Origin of the sequence: Nonomuraea sp. NPDC049750, assembly GCF_040659625.1 — a bacterium.
Taxonomy (GTDB): domain Bacteria; phylum Actinomycetota; class Actinomycetes; order Streptosporangiales; family Streptosporangiaceae; genus Nonomuraea.
This window is the reverse complement of record NZ_JBFANB010000065.1, coordinates 1-15,857: the sequence shown is the minus strand read 5'-3', so window position 1 is coordinate 15,857 and position 15,857 is coordinate 1. Positions and strand designations below refer to the sequence as shown.

General features: G+C 66.5%; 20 protein-coding genes. 9 read left to right on the top strand and 11 right to left on the bottom strand.

Going from position 1 to position 15,857, the window contains the following annotated elements:
• Window positions 1-83: 83 nt before the first annotated feature.
• The 5 genes from AB0J16_RS59470 to AB0J16_RS59450 all read left to right on the top strand — a co-directional run bounded on the left by AB0J16_RS59470 (window position 84) and on the right by AB0J16_RS59450 (window position 3,269).
• Window positions 84-476 (top strand): ester cyclase, encoded by a 393-nt coding sequence (locus AB0J16_RS59470; protein ID WP_358558239.1) that lies wholly within the window; start codon window positions 84-86, stop codon window positions 474-476.
• A gap of 82 nt (window positions 477-558) precedes the next feature.
• The gene (locus AB0J16_RS59465) at window positions 559-1,245 is read left to right on the top strand and encodes an SDR family NAD(P)-dependent oxidoreductase (RefSeq protein ID WP_358558236.1); all 687 of its coding nucleotides are present in this window, start codon (window positions 559-561) and stop codon (window positions 1,243-1,245) included.
• A 231-nt stretch (window positions 1,246-1,476) separates the two neighbouring features.
• A complete protein-coding gene (locus tag AB0J16_RS59460) occupies window positions 1,477-1,833 on the top strand; it encodes a hypothetical protein (protein ID WP_358558233.1) in 357 nt (118 codons plus the stop codon).
• 22 nt (window positions 1,834-1,855) lie between these two features.
• Complete coding sequence (locus tag AB0J16_RS59455; protein WP_358558230.1) at window positions 1,856-2,419, top strand: DUF4303 domain-containing protein; 564 nt, start codon at window positions 1,856-1,858, stop codon at window positions 2,417-2,419.
• 217 nt (window positions 2,420-2,636) lie between these two features.
• Window positions 2,637-3,269, top strand: a complete 633-nt coding sequence (locus tag AB0J16_RS59450; protein ID WP_358558227.1) for a GNAT family N-acetyltransferase — start codon at window positions 2,637-2,639, stop codon at window positions 3,267-3,269.
• Window positions 3,270-3,380: 111 nt separating this feature from the next.
• Here AB0J16_RS59450 and AB0J16_RS59445 read toward each other — a convergent pair whose 3' ends face one another.
• Window positions 3,381-4,238, bottom strand: a complete 858-nt coding sequence (locus tag AB0J16_RS59445) for a LysR family transcriptional regulator (protein WP_358558224.1) — start codon at window positions 4,236-4,238, stop codon at window positions 3,381-3,383.
• 68 nt (window positions 4,239-4,306) lie between these two features.
• On the opposite strand from AB0J16_RS59445, the gene AB0J16_RS59440 reads away from it, so the two are divergent.
• Window positions 4,307-5,197, top strand: a complete 891-nt coding sequence (locus tag AB0J16_RS59440) for an EamA family transporter (RefSeq protein WP_358558221.1) — start codon at window positions 4,307-4,309, stop codon at window positions 5,195-5,197.
• 10 nt (window positions 5,198-5,207) lie between these two features.
• Here AB0J16_RS59440 and AB0J16_RS59435 read toward each other — a convergent pair whose 3' ends face one another.
• Window positions 5,208-5,978, bottom strand: coding sequence for an SDR family oxidoreductase (locus AB0J16_RS59435; RefSeq protein ID WP_358558218.1), 771 nt, complete (start codon window positions 5,976-5,978; stop codon window positions 5,208-5,210).
• A 122-nt stretch (window positions 5,979-6,100) separates the two neighbouring features.
• Between AB0J16_RS59435 and AB0J16_RS59430 the strand changes: the two genes are divergently transcribed.
• Window positions 6,101-6,703 (top strand): TetR/AcrR family transcriptional regulator, encoded by a 603-nt coding sequence (locus AB0J16_RS59430; protein WP_358558215.1) that lies wholly within the window; start codon window positions 6,101-6,103, stop codon window positions 6,701-6,703.
• Here the strand turns inward: AB0J16_RS59430 and AB0J16_RS59425 are convergent.
• Both AB0J16_RS59425 and AB0J16_RS59420 read right to left on the bottom strand, forming a co-directional pair.
• Complete coding sequence (locus AB0J16_RS59425; protein ID WP_358558213.1) at window positions 6,700-7,398, bottom strand: hypothetical protein; 699 nt, start codon at window positions 7,396-7,398, stop codon at window positions 6,700-6,702. The two genes, AB0J16_RS59430 and AB0J16_RS59425, sit on opposite strands and share 4 nt — an antisense overlap.
• A gap of 28 nt (window positions 7,399-7,426) precedes the next feature.
• Window positions 7,427-8,311, bottom strand: a complete 885-nt coding sequence (locus AB0J16_RS59420; protein ID WP_358558277.1) for an amidohydrolase family protein — start codon at window positions 8,309-8,311, stop codon at window positions 7,427-7,429.
• A gap of 187 nt (window positions 8,312-8,498) precedes the next feature.
• On the opposite strand from AB0J16_RS59420, the gene AB0J16_RS59415 reads away from it, so the two are divergent.
• Window positions 8,499-8,705, top strand: a complete 207-nt coding sequence (locus tag AB0J16_RS59415; RefSeq protein ID WP_358558210.1) for a hypothetical protein — start codon at window positions 8,499-8,501, stop codon at window positions 8,703-8,705.
• A 56-nt stretch (window positions 8,706-8,761) separates the two neighbouring features.
• On the opposite strand, the gene AB0J16_RS59410 is transcribed toward AB0J16_RS59415, so the two are convergent.
• The 5 genes from AB0J16_RS59410 to AB0J16_RS59390 form a co-directional block, all read right to left on the bottom strand.
• Window positions 8,762-9,118 carry a hypothetical protein gene (locus tag AB0J16_RS59410; protein ID WP_358558207.1) on the bottom strand — a complete coding sequence of 119 codons (357 nt, stop codon included), beginning with the start codon at window positions 9,116-9,118 and terminating at the stop codon, window positions 8,762-8,764.
• Window positions 9,119-9,266: 148 nt separating this feature from the next.
• Entirely contained in the window at window positions 9,267-9,443 is a 177-nt protein-coding gene (locus tag AB0J16_RS59405; RefSeq protein ID WP_358558205.1) for a hypothetical protein, read from the bottom strand.
• 762 nt (window positions 9,444-10,205) lie between these two features.
• Complete coding sequence (locus AB0J16_RS59400) at window positions 10,206-11,219, bottom strand: hypothetical protein (RefSeq protein WP_358558202.1); 1,014 nt, start codon at window positions 11,217-11,219, stop codon at window positions 10,206-10,208.
• A gap of 169 nt (window positions 11,220-11,388) precedes the next feature.
• Entirely contained in the window at window positions 11,389-11,955 is a 567-nt protein-coding gene (locus AB0J16_RS59395; protein ID WP_358558199.1) for a dienelactone hydrolase family protein, read from the bottom strand.
• 96 nt (window positions 11,956-12,051) lie between these two features.
• Window positions 12,052-13,323, bottom strand: coding sequence for an MFS transporter (locus AB0J16_RS59390; RefSeq protein ID WP_358558196.1), 1,272 nt, complete (start codon window positions 13,321-13,323; stop codon window positions 12,052-12,054).
• A gap of 742 nt (window positions 13,324-14,065) precedes the next feature.
• Between AB0J16_RS59390 and AB0J16_RS59385 the strand changes: the two genes are divergently transcribed.
• Window positions 14,066-14,653, top strand: coding sequence for a Uma2 family endonuclease (locus tag AB0J16_RS59385; RefSeq protein ID WP_358558193.1), 588 nt, complete (start codon window positions 14,066-14,068; stop codon window positions 14,651-14,653).
• 11 nt (window positions 14,654-14,664) lie between these two features.
• Here the strand turns inward: AB0J16_RS59385 and AB0J16_RS59380 are convergent, their stop codons facing one another.
• Both AB0J16_RS59380 and AB0J16_RS59375 read right to left on the bottom strand, forming a co-directional pair.
• The gene (locus tag AB0J16_RS59380; RefSeq protein WP_358558190.1) at window positions 14,665-14,847 is read right to left on the bottom strand and encodes a hypothetical protein; all 183 of its coding nucleotides are present in this window, start codon (window positions 14,845-14,847) and stop codon (window positions 14,665-14,667) included.
• Between the two features lie 108 nt (window positions 14,848-14,955).
• A partial coding sequence (locus tag AB0J16_RS59375) for a transposase (protein ID WP_358558188.1) occupies window positions 14,956-15,857 on the bottom strand: 902 nt, incomplete at its 5' end.

The following is a 15,857-nucleotide window of genomic DNA, read 5'->3' as shown; positions in this document are numbered from 1 at the left end:
TCGGCCGCGGGTCGACTCCGTGGGACCTCCCGAAGGCAAGCACCGGGATCGCCTTACCCGGTGCCGTACAGAAGGGGACAGCGATGTCCGACAGTGATCTGCGCGGGTTCTACCGGCGCTACATCAGTGAGCTCAACGCCCACAGGTTCGATCAGATGGACCAGTTCATCGACGACCGGCCCACGTTGAACGGTGAGCCTGCCACCCGGGACGATCTCATCGCGGTGCAGAAGGCTGACGTCGAGGCGGTTCCGGACCTGCGCTGGGAGCTCAAGGAACTGCTCTTCGACGGTGATCGCCTGGCCGCGCGGCTGGTCAACACGGGCACGCCGGTGAAGGAGTGGCTCGGTGTGGCACCCACCGGCGCCTCGTTCGAGATCACGGAGTACGCCATCTACCAGGTGCGCGACGGGCGGTTCGTGCACATGACGGCCCCGCACGATGCCGGTGAACTACTCCGGCAGCTTACCGGCTGACCCTTCGGGGGCCGAGGCCCACGACGTGGCGACCGGCCGCACCCAACGGTCCACTCGGGCCACACACTTCGGGAGGGAACCCATGACCGTCACACTGATCACCGGAGCCAACAAGGGCATCGGTTTCGAGACAGCCAAACAACTTCTGGAACTGGGGCACACCGTCTATATCGGTGCGCGCGACATCGAGCGAGGCGAGAAGGCCGCAGCCGCCCTCGGCGCACGGTTCGTGCGGCTCGACGTGACCGACGACGCCTCGGTGCGCAACGCGCTGGCGACGATCAACGCGGCCGAGGGACGGCTCGACGTCCTGGTGCACAACGCGGGCATCCTCGGGAACGAACCCCTCGACGGTCCCACGGCCCTGCGGGTGTTCGACACCAACGCGGTGGGGATCGTACGCGTCACAGAAGCGGCACTCCCCTTGCTGCGCAAGTCCTCGAACCCCACCGTGGTCACCGTATCGAGCAGCGCCGGATCGTTCTGGGCGGTGAACAACCCTGACCGGCCCGAGTTTCACCTGCCGCTGGCGCTCTACTCCGCGTCCAAGGCGGCGGCGACCATGCTGACGGTCCAGTACGCCAAATCCCAGCCCGGCATCAAGTTCAACGCTCTGGAGCCCGGCACCACAGCCACCGACATGACCGCGGCCTTCGGGATCGGAAGATCGCCGGAGGAGAGCGCCAGAGCCGTCGTACGCCTGGCCACTCTCGATGTGGACGGCCCGACAGGAACCTTCCAAGACGAGACCGGGGAACTGCCCTGGTAGTCGCCACGCGGGCGTAGCCCGGTGGTGGCGAGGGGCCGGGGGAGCGAGCCGGTTGCGACATCGCAGCCCGAAACTCATCGCCGAGGCGCGAAAGGCCGCCAGGCGTATCCAGCACACGGCACAATCCGGTCCTCTGCCATCGTGTGAGGACGTCTCCTCCGACCAATTCTTGGCGAGCGGCATGCTCCCGGAGCGGCGGGAAGACGAAGCCCCTTCTCCTGGTGGAATGAGATGCGGCCACGGTTCTTCAACGGCTTTCACCGATGCCTGCCTGTCCTTGCGACCGCAGGCAACGACCTGATCGTGGAACACGTCATCGAATACCGGACCTGGCGCGAGGAGCTATCACGCCTCTTGACTGACTTCGATGTGTTCCTGGTCGGGGTGCATTGCGACCTTGCGGAGATCGACCGAAGAGAACACGAGCGCGGGGACCGTCGTGCCGGGGAAGGCCGTGGGCACGTCGAAATCAACGGTATGCATACGTTCGGTCCGTACGACTACGAGGTGAACACTACGAACGGCGTATCAACCACCCTCGTGCAGTCAGTCGTGACCGCTTGGCGCGCGACGTGCGCTGACCTTTAAGATCGCGCGCTAGCATGCGGCGATGGATTGGGGCGCATTCGAGAAGGCATGGCATGACAGCGGATGTCGCATCCTGAGTGACCTTGCGGCGACGTGTCCGGGCGAGCGACTGTACGGTGCGGCGTTCCATCTCTTCTACATGGACGGCGCCAAGATCCTGCCGCCCGCCCTTGCCGCCAACACTGAGGCAGCGGTGCGCGAGGACTATGGATACTCGACACGGTTCGTCGCGCCGGAGTGGCGGTGGGATGTCCTGGACGCCACGAGCGATGCGATGTCGCCGTGGTATCAGCGTCTCACTGAGGAGTATCTGGCGCCCGCCACCACCGAGCCCGAACGGGATGCGGCGATGGACGCACTCGAGGCGGCGCACGACAGCGCGATGGCCAACGCCTGCAAAGCGATGACCACGACAGCGCGCCGGGGCGGCATTCACGGCTCGCTTCCGCCCGGGTTCGTCGTCGTCATCCTCGAAGGACAACGCGGGGATGAGGAGGCCGGTCTGATCCGGAAGAGCGTAGACCCGCAGATGCTGCCGACGGTCCCCGAACTGGCCGGGTACCTGCGGCAACTCGAGGAGACGTGAGCCCCGACCTGGCCTTGATAATTCCAGGAGCGTTCGCTGAGCCGCCGTGCGGCGGCCCGTCACATCGGCAGGCTACGGGATCGGCTCCAGGCTGTGACTCAAGAGCTCCAGGTCGCTGACGAAGCAGACCGCTTCACCACTGTCCGAGCGTCCGATCCACGTGGGATACACCCCGTCTTCTCCGAGTCCTGAGAGGTCCTGGCCCGGTCGCAGCGCCATGCAAGACCTCCTCGGTATGCCCCCGGCGATTACCGGCTCTATCAGCGACTATGCCAACCTCTATGCCATGCAGATCAGATCCGGTACCCAAGACGACGCCGAGCAGATCGCAGAGCTCCACACCCGTAGCTGGCTTACGGCATATGCCGAGATCATGCCCGCCAGCTATTTGAATGGGCCGCTGCTCGACGAGCGCAAGGCCATGTGGAGCATCCGACTCGCCACCCTCGCCTCGGAACCGGATCGCGCCCGCTGCTTGCTCGTTGCCGTCGATGGCAACGCCCTGCTGGGGTTCGCCTATCTCGCCGCCGGAACCGACGGGCGACTCTTGCTCGATAACCTGCACGTCCAGCCGGAGCGCAAGCAGTCCGGCATCGGCCGCCAACTCGTGTACCACGCTTTTGGCTGGGCCTCCGAGCAACACCCTGACAAGACGGTCTACCTGGAGGTGCTCCGCGACAACGTCGCCGCGATCACCTTTTACCGGCGTCTCGGCGGCCATCCCACCAATGAGTTCATGGAACGCTTCCCTACAGGATTCGAACTACCTGTCGTCGAGTACACATGGGGTCCTGACATCGTCCAAACCCTCGCCGACAACCGTTCCACTACCGATCAGCTTGCGTCCTAGAGGTCCCCGGCGGGGCAATCTGGCTCCGAGATGATCGACGCGTCGGGATTGAGATCCGTAGATGGCTGAGGTGGAGGCCTTCCGATGCGCCGGCGGACGCCTACTCCGTCTTCAGCCGCCCCGGTAGAGGGCGGTGAGCAGTTCGATCGCCGCCTGGATCGCCGGATGTGGCTCGTCTCGCCACCAAGTGAGGCGTACGGCGATGGGTTCGGCGTCGCGGACCGGCCGGTAGACGACGCCGGGCCTGGGGTACTGGTGCGCGGTCGACTCCGCCGTCATGCCGACACAGCGTCCACTGGAGATCATGGTCAGCCAGTCGTCGACGTTATGGGTCTCCTCAGTCGCCGGGCGGGAGCCGGGTGGCCACAGCTCGGGTGTGGTGGTGCCGGTTCGCCGGTCGATCAGGAGGATGCGCTCGCTGAGGTCGGCAAGGCGCAGCGACCGGCGTGTGGCCAGGGGGTCCTCGGCGGACAGGCCGCACAGGCGCCGCTCCAGGCCGATGATGGCACTCTCGAAGCGGCGGTCCTCCAGGGGATTGCGGATGACGGCGAGGTCGCAGGCGCCCTCCGCCAGGCCGGCGGTCGCGGAGTTGACGCGTACCAGGCGCAGATCCGTCCCGGGGTGCGTCGCGCCCCAGCGGCGCTGGAACGCGGGCGTGTGGCGGCCGACCGCCGACCAGGCATAGCCGATCCGCAGGATGCCGTGGCCCGAGGCGGCCTCCTGGACCAGGTCGTGCACCTCACCCAGCACCCGCCTGGCCTGGGCGACCACCCGCAGCCCGGTCGTGGTCGGTGTCACCTCGCGTGAGGTACGTCTGAGCAGCCTCACCCCCAGTGCGCGTTCGAGCGAGGCCAGAGTCCGGGACACCGCCGCCTGGGAGACACCCAGAGCGATGGCCGCGTCGGTGAAGGTGCCTTCGTCGACGATGGCGACGAGGCACCGCAACTGCCGCAGCTCAACATCATCCATGACTCAAGTGTATAGATCACGCAATAAACGCATTTTGTGCAAGTATCGTGAGGTCCCACCATCTAGTCATGCGAAGCGCGTCCGACACGGTTTCCCGGTCTTCGGGGCCCTTGGTCCCAGCGCCGTCCAGGGGGCGGCTGGCCGGCGTGGTCACGATGGCCGGCAGCGGCCTGTCGAACCAGGTCGGCGCCGCGATCGGTGCCCTTGCCTTTCCCGTACTTGGGCCGGTGGGCGTCGTCGCGGTCCGCCAGTACGTCGCCGCGTTCGTCCTGCTCGCCGTCGGCCGCCCCCGCCTGCGGGACTTCACCTGGGCGCAGTGGCGGCCGGTGCTGGGGCTCGCCGTGGTGTTCGGGACCATGAACCTGTCCCTCTACACCGCCATCGACCGCATCGGCCTTGGCCTGGCGGTCACGTTGGAGTTCCTCGGCCCGCTCACGATCGCCCTCGCCGCCGCGCGTCGCCGCGTCGACGCCTTCTGCGCGGTGATCGCCGCGGCCGGCGTCGTCGTACTGATGCGCCCCCAGCCCTCGGCCGACTACGTGGGGATGGGCCTGGCCTTGCTGGCCGCGTGCTGCTGGGCGTCGTACATCCTGCTCAACCGCACCGTCGGCCGCCGCATCCCGGGTGCGCAGGGCACCGCCACGGCGGCCGGGATCTCCGCGCTGATGTTCCTGCCGGTCGGCATCGTTCTCGTCCTGCACCGGCCGCCGACCGCCGCGGCCGTCGGCTATGCCGTCGCGGCCGGTGTGCTCTCCTCGGCGGTGCCCTACCTCGCCGACCTGTTCACGCTGCGTCGCGTACCCGCCCAGGCGTTCGGGCTCTTCATGAGTGTCAACCCGCTCCTCGCGGCCCTCGTCGGCTGGATCGGCCTGGGCCAGAACCTGGGCTCGACGGAATGGGCGAGCATCGGCGCCATCGTGGCCGCCAACACCCTCAGCGTTCTCGTCCGCCGCGGCTGAATCCGTGCCACTACGCGGCGATGACGGCGACCCCGGTCCTGCCCCCGTCGACGTCCACGACGGTTCCGTGTACGAAGGCCGCTTCGTCACTGGCCAGCCAGACCACGGCATGCGCGATGGCATCCGGCGTGCCGATGCCGCCGGCCGGGGTGCCCTTCATCATGATCTCGCCCGGATGGGGCTCGCCGCCTTCCGCGGCCGGGGGGAGGATCACGCCCGGCGAGACGGCGTTCACCCGCACCCCCATCGGGCCGAACTCCGCGGCCCATGCCCGCGTGAGCGTCTCCATGGCTCCCTTGGTGGAGCTGTAGAGCGCGCCGAGCGGAACGCCCAGGCGCGCGATCCACGAGCCGAGGTTGATGATCACTCCGCCACCTGACTCAGCCATGGCCGGAACGACGGCGGCGGTGAGGAAGAACGGCGCCTTCACGTTCACTCCGTAGACCTTGTCGAACGTCTTCTCGTCGGTGGCGGTGGTGCTGGGGGCCGGATAGATGCCGGCGTTGTTCACCAGGATGTCGATCCGCCCGCCCAAGGTCTCACGGGCCCGATCTGCCAGGTCCTGGGAGGACTCCACGCTGCCATCGAGGTCCGCCACCAGGAAATCGGCCCGGCCGCCGGACGCGCGGATCCCTTCGATGACCTGGGCCCCGCGTTCGCGATTGCGCCCCGACACGATGACGTGGGCTCCCTCGGCGGCGAACGCTTCGGCGATCGCCTGTCCTATATTGCTGGTCGACCCCGTGACCAGCGCCGTCTTGTTCCGCAGTCGTTCACTCATGACGCGATCTCCCTTGTCTCGCTGTGTGTGGCCAACTGTGCCTCCCAGAAAATGGACCAGCAAGTCCAGACCAAAGTCATGCCGGTATAATGGACCCGTTAGTCCAATGATCTGGAGGGTGGATGCCGGACGCGCCGACCGCGAAGGGCCGCGCCACACGTGCCCGCATCGTCACGGGCGCGGCTGAGGTGCTGCGCGAGCAAGGTGTCGCTCTTACGACACTCGACGACATCCGCAGTCGCACGGGTACGAGCAAGAGCCAGCTGTTCCACTATTTCCCCGACGGCAAGGACGAACTGCTGCTGGCGGTAGCCCAGTTCGAAGCTGACCGCGTCCTGGAGGACCAGCAGCCGCACCTAGGGCGCCTGGATTCGTGGGAGTCCTGGCATCAGTGGCGGGACTTGGTGGTGGAACGCTATGAGCGCCAGGGCGACCACTGCCCCTTGGGGTCACTGTTCCTGCAGGTCGGGCGGTCAACACCCGGTGCACGGGCAATCGTGACGGAGCTGATGCGCCAATGGCAGCGGCAGCTCGCCCGTGGCATGCGCGCCCTCCAAGCGAACGGACTGGTCGGGCCGGCCCTTGATGTGGACCGGACGGCCGCCGCGCTGCTGGCGGGCATCCAGGGAGGCGTGACCATCATGATGGCCACGGGCGACTCGACCCACCTCAAGGCGGCGCTCGACACCGGCATCGAACACCTCCGTGCGGTCAGTGAGATCTAGCTACACCCGTCTCGAAGACGTACGGAGAGGCGTTCTGTGAGCGGCTTGTAGTCGTGCCCGGGGAACAGGACCGGCAATGCGCCGAGCATGTTCTCCATTCGATCGCGCACGCCCTCGAACTCTTCATTGTCCAGCGGCGCTCGGGTGAACAAGAACTGCCAGGAGAAGGCGCCCTTGGTCAGCTGAAGCATCTCCAGGTACGTACCGTAGCCAAGGTCCATTTTCCAGGCGCCATAGCGAGGCTCGGCCACCCACCAGATTTCGGGTTCGCCCCCGCCTGGAAGCAGCCGCAGCGCGGCATAGTGCCCCGTACCTGTGATGGGGTGGCAATCGATAACGCGCAGCTGCGATGACGGGAAAAGCTCCTTGCCCGTCCACGACTCGATCCACTCCTCGCCCAGCCCCGGGCTGCCCGCCCGTGCGAGGTGGGTGAGGTAGAACTCACCGTTGACGTACGGCCCTTCACCCATCCACTGGCGCCCCAGCTCCCGAAAGCGCGGACCACACTGCTCCAGCGCGGCGGGCGCCTTGACCTCCTGCTCGCCTACGAGAGCCGCCCACGAGGCGGCGACATCGGTGAAACCCGTGTCGAGCCCACCCTCCGAAGCGTGAAGGATCTTGATCTGGGGATGGTTGTCCAGGTCGTCGCAGACCTTGCGCCAGCCGGCCTCGTACGCCGTCAGTTCCGTCACCACGTACCGTCCAAACTCACTTGGTGCAGTGCTATAGGCCGAACAGGGTCGCCGCGTTGTCATGGCATACGGCCCGCAGCCAGTCCGGTCCGAGTCCCAGCCGTTCCAGGGCGTGGAGCTGGTGTAGGTACGGGTAGGGGGTGTTGGGGAAGTCGGAGCCGAGCAGGATGCGGTCGCCAAGCGCGGTGAGCCGTGGCAGGGCTTCGCGGGGGAACGGCATGAATCCCTCGGTGAAGTCGGTGAACGCCATCGTTGTGTCCAGCCGTACCTGGTCGTACCGTTCGGCGAGGTCGAGGAACTCCTCGTACTCGGGCATGCCCATGTGCGCGACGATCAGCCGCAGTTTCGGGTGGCGTGCCAGCACCCGCGCGATGGGCTCGGGGCCGGTGTGCTTGCCGGGCGCGGGTCCGGAGCCGCAGTGCATCACCACAGGGATGTTGGCTTCGGCCAGCAGCGCCCATGTCCGCTGGAGGCGTTCGTCGGCCGGGTCGTACGCGCCCACCTGGACATGAGCCTTGAACACGCGTGCCCCCGCTTCGACGGCCTCGCGGGCGTACGTCTCGACGTCCGGCTCGGGGTAGAGGGTGGCGGTGTGCAGGCAGTCGGGGGTACGGCGGGCGAAATCGGCCGCCCATTCGTTCAGCCATCTGGCCATGCCGGGTTTGTGGGGGTAGAGCATCGCGGTGAAGGCCCGGACCCCGAACTCACGCAGCAGAGCCGTCCGCTCCGCCTCCTGCTTCCGGTAGGTGATCGGCCACTTCAACCCACCGATCAGCGGCCCGGTGCCGTCGAAGTAATCCCAGACCTTGTGCAGGACACGCTCGGGCATGAAGTGGGTGTGGACGTCGATCAGCCCGGGAAGACCGAGCCCGGCCCAGAAACGGCGGACCTCGCCGGCCTCCTCGCCCAAAGCCATGGGGGTGGAACTCACCCGGTACCGCCTTTCTGTCGAACGACCTGCGACTGGTTCGTCACCTACACATGGCCCGATCTCTAGACGACGACTCTATGCACAATGAGAAGCCATCGCCGTGCTGAGGGCAGGGCCATAGGCGGCTCTTCAGACGAAGTCGTTCGGCGCGACCTACACCCCCAAAAGAGTCGTGTTCCACGGCAAGATCGTGACCGCCGCCGGCGTCTCCTCCGGTATCGATATGGCGCTGGCGCTTGTGGCGCGCATCGCTGACCAGACAACCGCGGAGGCTGTGCAACTCGCCATCGAGTACGACCCCCAACCGCCCTTCGACGCAGGCTCACCGGCGAAGGCGCCTCAAGCCGCCAAGGACCTGCTCGCTCGTGGAATCCGCTGAGGAGGTTCGGCCCCGGACGTACGGGCGTCCGGGGCCGGTCAATGGCGAGAACGCCGTCAGGAGAGGCGCTGAATGGTCCACATGTTCTGGGAGATCCGGGACGGGTGGCCGCAGCTCGTCGGATCCCACTGGGTGTTGATGGTGACCCAGCCGGTGGGCAGCTGGTTGGAGCAGACGGTCATGATCGTGCCGACGGGCTGGTCGTAGTAGGAGGCGATGTTCCACACGTTGTAGGTGATCCTCGACGGATTTCCGCAGCGCGTCGGATCCCAGAAGTCGTTCGTCTTGACCCAGCCGGTGGGCAGGCTTCCGGCGCAGACTGTGTTGACGGCCGCGCCGGCCGGGCTGACGGGCAGGAACAGGAGCGCGGTCAGTGCGCTCAAGACCACACTGATGAACTTGAGGCTTTTCACGGTCTTACCCCCTTCGACTCGACCTCCGCCGGTACGGCGGCTGGCTTGATCACCATTCGCCCCGAGCGGCGCGCTGGATGAGATCTGCCGTGAGTCGGTATGACGCCTCGGGCGGCAAGGTCCTCAGGGTTGGAGGTAAGAAACCGTGTCATGGCGCCGAGATCCCCTTCACGATCCGCCGCAGGTCACCCGCGGGCGCGGTCTCCACGATGGCCAGGCCGAACTCGGGCGTCCAGACGAACGTCCGAGTGGCTGTGGAGGCTCCCTGATCGAGCAGGTTCCCGGCCCGCCGTTTCGTTACCGAGTCTTGGCAGAATCTCCTCATGCCTAACCTGGCGAGGGTTTCAGCACAGGTCCTGATGCGTGCTGTCGCGCTCTCCCTACTGACGGCCTGTGGAACTAAAGCACCGCCAATCGCGGACCCACCGAGTCCCAGCCGCGCCACCCCCTACGACGAATCGACACGCGTCGGCGGAGACGTGGCACCGCATCAAGCCGAGAACAACGCGTGGAAGTATCCGCCAGACCTGACACCTTCCCAACAGCGGATCGCCGACGCCGCCGCCGAGCGAATACGCCCAGCTCTGAAGAAACTGCGGGCCGCGCAGGACTTCGATCCAGACTCGGTAAAGGCTGCCCTGGAAGCGCTGGGCTATCCAGCGGATTCGATAGGAGCTCACGCATTTGACATCCCGACATTGTGGACGGAGCCTACGCCACCACCTGGAGTGGTCTTTGGCCTCAAAGTACGAGTCGGAGTGTGCCTCACCGGAGACGTACGCCCCGAGCGAGTGCTGATCGAATCTCGCGGCCCCAATGTAGAAACGGGCTGCATGCCCCTGCCGGTAACGCATTAGCTGTGCGTCAACAGCTCAACCGGCCGGCTCACCCTGCCATCCTTCTGGTCACCTCGGGTGGCGAGAAATGCGGATCAGCTTTCTTTGGAGTTGCCCCCTTGATTGATCGATGGCTCGCTTAATGGGAGCAGCTTCCGTAGAGGGCTGCCACAGACAGCCTTCGCGGAGTCGCTCTGGAGTGCTCGCGGTCCGGGTCTCTGATCAAAATGGCGTCACTTCGACCGGAGCGATCAGACGGGCAGGGTCGCGGCCAGCGGTGCGCCGATCTGGATGTTGAAGTACGCCACGAGATCGCCTCCGTCGACGGCCCCCCGATCCGCGTCGATGATCACGACCGTCCCGGCCACGATGCCGGCGAAGCCGGCGCCGGATCGCCGGGACTGCTCGATGCGCTCGGTGACCGGTCCGCGAACCGCCTCGGTGAGGAAGGCGAGGCCGTGCGGGAACTCCTCCTTGAGCGGATGCCGTTGCCGGCCTGCCTCGATCCGGCTGCCGATGCCGAACTGTACCGAGACGATCTGATCGTCATGGAGGGTGACGCGGAAGTAGCCGTTCGACTGGGGGCGATCGCAGTTCTGCTGGGGTGGATAGAAGCAGTCGTAACCACCGGCTCGAAGATCGTCCACGGCCGAGCTCATCGTGGTCGCGTAGTGCTCGGCGCCGAACGGCCAGCGCCGCACGGGGTTGTCGCGGGCGGTGACGACGAGTCCGTCGAGTCCGGAATAGCGGTAGTCCGCATGCGTGTCCCACCACGCGGTCCGAGGAAGGTCGTCGATGGATTGGTCCGTAAGGTCGCGATCGAAGTCGTCGATCTCCTGGCGTACGCGCTCGCCGGTGTCGGGCCAGATCGCGGTCAGTGCTGGTACCGCGGCGGCGATGACTTGATCAGCTGTCTCACGGTTCGCCGACTGCTCGGCGGGTGGGAACCACGCCCAAGCGAGGCGGTCGTCGTGGTCGAGCAGGAACTGCGCCACTTGCGGGTAGACCGTGTCGGCCTGGTCTCGGTGACCGATTCGGCACCACAGGGCACGGCCATCCACGTTCGTCCGGACCTGTGCGCAGAACCAGCCGGCCTGCGTCAACGGCCGAGTGACGGATCTGGCCGTACCGTTGGCCGGGACGGGTTCGGCTCGTGAGTTCTCGCCCGCTGCTTCGTGGTCGTAGACGCTGTTCGGCGGCAGTGACGGTGGCTCGTCCGATCGGGTGCAGCCGGTCAGCGCGAGCGGGCCGAGGATGATGATCATCGAGGCGATCATGATCGTGCGAAGGGCGGGCCAACGCCGGCGTGCGGCCATGGGGTACGGACGGGACACGGGGCTCATCGAAGCCGCTGGACCACTGGTTCGGCAACTTTGCGATCAGCGGAGTCGTATTCGATCTTTCCTGGGCACGAGTCTCCTCAGCATTCGCGACTCACAGATGGTGGAGGAAGGCCAAGCTTCGCTGCCAGGTGAGCTCAGCCGCTTCTTCGTCATGATCACGCAGGCTGGCGTCCGTGTAGAAGTGTCCGACTCCCGGATAAGTGAAGATCTCCACGGCGGCCCCCGCGTCCATGGCGGCCTTCTCCCATGCGGCGACAGCGGCGGGAAGCGCGAACTCATCCGGATCGGCGACGTGCAACCGCACGGGTAGGTCGGCCCGCGCTGACGCGGGAATCCCCGTGATGCCGTGCAGGAGCAGCACACCGGCCGTGTCGGGCCGGTCGGGCAGCAGTTCCCCGACCACCCCGGCGCCCATCGAGACGCCGGCGAGGACTGTGCTCGCGGGCATTTTCCGGACCGCGTCACGGGCTCGCTCCACGATGACCTTCCAGCCGATCCGATTCATCAGGGTGAACCCATGGTCGATCGTCGTGGCGACCTGGCCTTCGTACAGGTCAGGAGTGACCACTTCGTGGCTGGCAGCACGAAAACGCTCAGCGGCGGCGCGTTCGACGGCGCGCAGCCCGTACACGGAATGGAGCAAAACGATGTGAGCCATCCCGCCATTCTCTCCAGACGGCAGCGACTCTCCGGGCCAGCAGCAGCTCAGCGGGGGCGCTCAGCAGCACGACGTGGTCGACTTGCCGGCCCGGAGTCAGCCGGGGCCGTCCGCCGGATCAGGGAGCTGCCTCCCCAGACGGGCGAGAGGAGACAGAGCCATGAACACCGGAGACAGGGCCAGAGCGACAGCGGTCAGCAGCAGGCTCGTTCGCAGCCCCAGCGCGCCGGCCAGATAGCCGCCGAGAAGCGACCCGAGCGGGGTCAGGCCCATGCCGACGAAGTTGAGTGTCGCGACGACTCGGCCCTGGATCGGGATCGGGGTGATGGCCTGGCGCACTGTCACAACGGTGACGTCGACCACCTGGCTGAAGACGCCGAACAGGAAGTTGACCGCCATCAGCGCGCCGATCGTGACCGCGGAGGAGCCGTGCAGCGCGGGGACGCACAGCATCACGCCATCGGCGAGCACCGCGGCGGACACCAGTACGGCGCCGTACCCGTACCGCCTCGGCAATCTGGCCGACAGCAGGGAACCCACCAGCGCGCCCGGCCCCATCGCCGCCAGTACGAGCCCGACGGCGGCGCCCGACAGGTGCAGCGTACGCGGCAAGAAGAGCAGGTAGATGGTCATCACGGCGGCGAAGGAGAACTGGAAGAGGGCCGAGGCGATCCCTACCGCCCGCAATGAGGCGTCGTTGACGACGAGGCGCAGACCCTCGTGGATCTGCCGCCACACGCGCGACTGCCCTGAGGCCGGTCTGGGCATCGACTCGGGACGGCGGATCCGCCGGATCGACAGGACGGACAGGGTGAAGAAGAAGACGCTCGCCAGGATGGCGATCGGCGCGGTGACGAGCGACACCAGCGCGCCGCCGATCGCGGGGCCGGCGATCTGCGCGGCGGACCTGCTGGCTTCGAGCGCACTGGTGCCCTGGGCGAGTTGGTCGCGTTTCACCAGTCGTACGAGGGAGGTCTGGTAGGCCACGTCGAAGTACACGGAGAGGGCGCCGACGAGGAAAGCGACCAGGACGAGCAGCGGGATGTCGAGCATGCCGAGGAGGTAGAGGACCGGGACGATGGCCAGCACCACGGTACGGCCGACGTCGGCCAGCACCATCACCTCGGGGGAGCGTCGGCGGTCCACCCCGGCGCCGGCGAAGAGCGAGAGCAGCAGGATCGGTGCCTGCTGGACGGCGCGGAGGAGGCCGACCTGCTCGGTGTCGGCGCTGAGCGTGACGACGGCGATGAGCGGCAGGATGACCTGGGCGGCCTGAGCCCCCAGTTGGGAGGTGGTCTGGCCGATCCAGAGCCGGCGGAAGTCTCCGTCTCGCCACACGCTGGGCGGAGTCGGGGCGGGTCCCGTCATCGGCGGCCTCGCACGGGCGAGCACACGAGCACGGCAGGGGACGTCGGCACGGCAGGGGATGCGAGCACGGCAGGGGAAACGTACGGCACAGGGGTCCTTGAGTCGCTGAGAACGGTGCCCGTCCCGCAGGATCTGGGCAGGAAGGTGCGCTGTGCCGCAGTTGGAGTGCAGCACGCGGTGACAGGTCGGGAAGTGACCTAGAACGTCAGCGCGTGCTCGATTGACCGGGCATCTCAGCTCCTCGAAGGATCATTGGCTGCTCGAGACTAGCCGTCGGCCCATGCGGCGGACAAGGCAATTGATGGCCGCTCATCTCCGTACTGGGTGTAGGCCCATAGGCGGATCCACAACCGGCGGAGGCGCTTCTGATGCCCCCGGGCTACTACTCTCCTCGCGGGAAAGTAGGTGCTATTTTCCTTCCGCCCGCGCTCGTTCTGGGTGCCCACCCGCTTGAAGCTGCTGTTCTACATAGGGTGGGCGGTCAGTCCGCTGCTGGTCTTCTTCGTCGCGGCTGCCCGCTCTCATTACGAGAAGTCGGGTTAGGCGCAGAGGCTGGCGGTGCGGCTCATCGGTCAGGGAAATGAGGGTCGCGTCGCCGGCCAGACGCCTGGTGGTACGGTGACCGTGATCGGTGCGGTGCGGTGCGGTGCCCAAGCCGACAGCACGGGTTCGATTCCCGTACCCGCTCCACGTCTTCCAGTTGGCCGAGTTTCGACGTCAGCCCCAAGCGAGTGAGACCGGCATGGCAACACCTTCATGGTACGAGTCGCTTCCCGAAATCATTGGCGAAGCAGAGTATCGAGCGTTGCCCGAGGACATCGCCAGGAGCATCGAAATAGTGCATGGGCATGTGATCAAGTGCGAGTCGCCTGCCCCGCAGCACAACCGCATCGCGCGTCGTCTGGCCGGTTCGATGGAAGCCGCCCGGCCGATCAGCGGGCCGCGTTTGAGCGTTGAGACCGACATCGACGTGGTGCTCTGGCGGGTTCCCAAATTCACCTTCCGACGCCCGGACGTAGTGGTCTACAGGTGCCTGGACGACCCTGGTCAGAAGTCGGATGCGTCCCAGGTCCTGGCCGTCGTCGAGGTCTCCTCACCTGGGACCGTGCAGGAAGATCTCACGGACAAACGCACGCAGTATGCCGCCGCAGGCATACCGCTCTACCTCCTTGTCATGCTCGACGAGAAGTACGAGATCGTCGAAACGAAGGAGTTCCATCTCGACGCCGTGGCCTCCGAGTACAGACTTCATCGGGTGCATCAGGCGGAGCTCGAACTTGAACTTCCCATCAGAGTGACCGTCCCGTTCCTCGTACTGACCGCTCCCTGAGGGGAGATCGGTCACAGAGTGTTCGTGCGGTCGCGGGCCGCGATGGCCAAGGCGATGAACTCGCGGAAACGCGCGAACTCCTCCTGGCTCATCTTCAGCTTCACCCCGCCGTAGACGTCATCGCCATGCCCGGTGCCGAGATGGACCTTGAAGCCGTCGCCGTGCGGTCGGGCGTCGACTCCGAGAAACGCCACGTGATAGCGCATGCTCTCGGACAGGCCCCGGTGAAAGATTTCCAGGGTCCGTCCTGCACCAGGATTTGACCTGCTCCCCGTCCTGAAGGGGCGGGGATTCCCGTGCCGCTATGCGGCAGCTCGTGCCGCTTGCGCGGCCCGCGCTGTGGAACGGGGTGCTTGACGTTTCGCGGACCCGGGTGGGTCTCCACGCCCTGAGACGACCAGCCCGGCCGCCTGTCCTTTGCTCTTGATGTTCCTCGCCCCGACGATGTCGGCGTGCTCGCTGTGCCCGCAAGAAGTGCAGGAGAAGATCGCTTGGCTCTTGCGGCTCTTCCCGTCCACCATCCCGCACGCAGGTTCCGGGCACGTCTGGGACGTGTACGCAGGGTTGATCTTATGAATGACGCTGCCGGTGTAGCGCGCCTTCGAGCAGAGAGCGACTTCCAGCCCGTACCAGCCCTTGTCGAGAATCGCCTTGTTGAGCCCGGATTTCGCCGCCGCGCCGTTGCGCAGGAACCTGCCCGACCGGTCGGGGTCGGGCTTCGGCTTGACGGCCGCGCTCATCCCCTTCGTGTTCAGGTCTTCGATGACCACATGCCCGTACACACCGGTGAGCCGGTGCGCGGCTTGGGCGTTGAAGTCAGCGCGCCGCCACCGCACTCGCCGCATGACCTCACTCATCGCGACCCTGACCCTCTGACGCCGCCTCGATCCCTTCTGCGTGCGGGCGAGCCGGCGTTGCAGCCGTAGATACCGTTCCGCTTCGCCGGGCGTGACATACCCGAGGTCGTCCTTGCGGTCCTGTTTCGTCTCCCGTGGCAGCCGCCTGGAGGAGACACCGCCGCTTCCGGCGTGGCGGCGGTCGAAGAACTCCCCGTCCGAGGTCACGGCGGCCGTGACCACCCCCCGATCCACGCCCACCCATCCAGGGCAGGCGTGTTCCTGCCGCTCGGCGATCCCATCGTCGACCAGGAAACTGATGAACCAGTGCTTGCCGTCCCGGGACACGGTCGCGGACTTGACGCTCC

Excerpts from the sequence above, each read along its gene's own strand:
- AB0J16_RS59470 (WP_358558239.1), top strand. The coding sequence starts at position 84 with ATGTCCGACAGTGATCTGCGCGGGTTCTACCGGCGCTACATCAGTGAG.
- AB0J16_RS59465 (WP_358558236.1), top strand. The coding sequence starts at position 559 with ATGACCGTCACACTGATCACCGGAGCCAACAAGGGCATCGGTTTCGAG.
- AB0J16_RS59460 (WP_358558233.1), top strand. The coding sequence starts at position 1,477 with ATGCGGCCACGGTTCTTCAACGGCTTTCACCGATGCCTGCCTGTCCTT.
- AB0J16_RS59455 (WP_358558230.1), top strand. The coding sequence starts at position 1,856 with ATGGATTGGGGCGCATTCGAGAAGGCATGGCATGACAGCGGATGTCGC.
- AB0J16_RS59450 (WP_358558227.1), top strand. The coding sequence starts at position 2,637 with ATGCAAGACCTCCTCGGTATGCCCCCGGCGATTACCGGCTCTATCAGC.
- AB0J16_RS59445 (WP_358558224.1), bottom strand. The coding sequence starts at position 4,238 with ATGGATGATGTTGAGCTGCGGCAGTTGCGGTGCCTCGTCGCCATCGTC.
- AB0J16_RS59440 (WP_358558221.1), top strand. The coding sequence starts at position 4,307 with ATGCGAAGCGCGTCCGACACGGTTTCCCGGTCTTCGGGGCCCTTGGTC.
- AB0J16_RS59435 (WP_358558218.1), bottom strand. The coding sequence starts at position 5,978 with ATGAGTGAACGACTGCGGAACAAGACGGCGCTGGTCACGGGGTCGACC.
- AB0J16_RS59430 (WP_358558215.1), top strand. The coding sequence starts at position 6,101 with ATGCCGGACGCGCCGACCGCGAAGGGCCGCGCCACACGTGCCCGCATC.
- AB0J16_RS59420 (WP_358558277.1), bottom strand. The coding sequence starts at position 8,311 with ATGGCTTTGGGCGAGGAGGCCGGCGAGGTCCGCCGTTTCTGGGCCGGG.
- AB0J16_RS59405 (WP_358558205.1), bottom strand. The coding sequence starts at position 9,443 with ATGAGGAGATTCTGCCAAGACTCGGTAACGAAACGGCGGGCCGGGAAC.
- AB0J16_RS59400 (WP_358558202.1), bottom strand. The coding sequence starts at position 11,219 with ATGATCATCATCCTCGGCCCGCTCGCGCTGACCGGCTGCACCCGATCG.
- AB0J16_RS59395 (WP_358558199.1), bottom strand. The coding sequence starts at position 11,955 with ATGGCTCACATCGTTTTGCTCCATTCCGTGTACGGGCTGCGCGCCGTC.
- AB0J16_RS59390 (WP_358558196.1), bottom strand. The coding sequence starts at position 13,323 with ATGACGGGACCCGCCCCGACTCCGCCCAGCGTGTGGCGAGACGGAGAC.
- AB0J16_RS59385 (WP_358558193.1), top strand. The coding sequence starts at position 14,066 with ATGGCAACACCTTCATGGTACGAGTCGCTTCCCGAAATCATTGGCGAA.